Origin of the sequence: Armatimonas sp., from assembly GCF_043760365.1 — a bacterium.
GTDB lineage: Bacteria > Armatimonadota > Armatimonadia > Armatimonadales > Armatimonadaceae > Armatimonas.
On sequence record NZ_JAYUPA010000339.1, the window covers coordinates 1 to 1,874 of the forward strand.

Sequence of the window (1,874 nt, forward strand, 5' to 3'; positions counted from 1 at the left end):
GGTTACACTCAATCCGGCGATAGGCCAAAACAGGACCGCTAAGGATCTAAGGATAAGGAACGAAATATTGACGCGCTTTAGTACGAACCGCCTGCAGACACAACTCACCATCGCAATTTCTTTGATTGCTCTCACCACAACTAGCTTTGCCGCTCCGCAGAACCGCACCCGCTTCGAGGGTGCCCTCCCCCCAAAAGGGGCTGTCACCTCCAAACCCAAAGCCGCTCCCAAGCCCACCCCCGCCGCAGTTCCTACCGATCCTGAAGACGAGAGCACGATCAATGTCACTCTCGAAACAGGCGACGAAGAGCTCGACCACACTCTTGGTGCAACGGAAGACACGATCGGCAAGAGCCGCGCGGCCCTCGAAGGTAACCTCGGACCGCGCAATGGCCGCACCAGAAATAGCTCCAAGCTCATCTCCCGCGCCCTCTCCTACCGAGGCGCACGGTATCGCTTTGGCGCATCGGGCACCAACGGCGTTTTTGACTGCTCCAGCTTTGTGCAACACTTGATGCGCGGTGAGGGAGTCTCTCTTCCCCGAACAGCACGTGAACAGTTTGGCACCGGCAAGAAGATCTCCCGCAGTGAACTTCTGCCAGGCGATGTCGTCTTCTTCGCGGGCACCTACCGCTCCGGAATCTCACATGTCGGGATGTATGTCGGGGATGGCATGTTTGTCCACGCCGCCAGCACCAAACGTGGTGTGGTGATGGATCCTCTCGATCTTCCCTACTACAATAGTAAGTTCGCAGGAGCACGCCGCTTCAAGTAGGAAGCTTTCGTAGCACCTTCCGGGCGAAGCGACTGCGCTTCGCCCGTTTGTTTTTTGGAACAATTCTCTCTACAATGCCGTAGAATAGAGTAGGTCACCATGAAACGCAAAGTCGCCCTTCTTATTCCGCACAAAGCTGCTCTTTTTGCAACCGTGCTCTGCCTAGCACTGCCTAGCGCAGGGATTTACGGCCAGGAGAAGAAACCTGCCGTCCCCACCGAAGACCCTGAGGTGAAGATGGGGCGTGAGGCGCACGAGGAGATGGTCAAGAGCGGACTCAAGCTCGTGAGCGATCCCGCGCTTGTCAAGCGTGTTGAGACCATCGGGCAGAAGCTGGCAGCACTTGCCAACCAGACCCCTATCCCCGCTCTCTACGGCACGGAAAACAAGCTGACACGTCCTCTAAACTACCGTTTCTTTATCGTGGACGACCCGGATACCAATGCCTTTGCGCTTCCGGGAGGCTTTGTCTATGTCAACAAGGGTCTGCTAAAGTACACCCAGTCCGACGATGAGCTGGCGGGCGTGATGGGGCATGAGATTATCCACGCGGCCCATAGTCACGGTGCCAAGCTCCAGCGAGAGCAGAGTAAGCTCAATACCCAGATGGCTGTTGCAGCCCTCGGGGCAATTCTTGCCAAAGTGCCGATGCAGGATACGGGTAACCTTCTCACGGGATTTCAGCTCCTGGCGATCCAGAAAGTCAATGGCTACGGCCAGACCGCTGAGAAAGATGCGGATCAGGGCGGGATTATCCTGGCACAGAAGGCGGGCTTCAACCCGGTGGGAATGCTGACTTTTATGGAGCGCCTCGCCCGTGACCAGCGTAGCCACCCCGATGTGGAGATGGGGATCTTCCGAACACACCCCCCCGAAAAAGTCCGTGCCGTGGCCATGATCGCACAGATTTCCCAGATGAACCTCCCGATCAACCGGCGCTCGACAGCCAATATCCTCAAAGTCACGACCCGCTCAGAGGGTTCGGTAACGGAAGTGTTGCTCGATGGAAAGCTCTTCTTGCGCACGGTGAAACCCGAGCGTGCAAAAGAAGTCGCCACCGCTCTAGATAAGGCTCTGGATCAAGAGCTACAGGTCTACG

2 protein-coding genes are annotated in these 1,874 nt (G+C 56.8%); both read left to right on the top strand.

Features of this window, described 5'->3' with window-relative positions; genetic code table 11:
• Positions 1 to 67: 67 nt before the first annotated feature.
• Entirely contained in the window at positions 68 to 775 is a 708-nt protein-coding gene (locus tag ACH2EH_RS08285; RefSeq protein ID WP_395140675.1) for a C40 family peptidase, read from the top strand.
• Positions 776 to 874: 99 nt separating this feature from the next.
• Positions 875 to 1,874: M48 family metalloprotease (locus ACH2EH_RS08290; RefSeq protein WP_395140677.1), on the top strand; the 1,000-nt coding region annotated here is incomplete at its 3' end.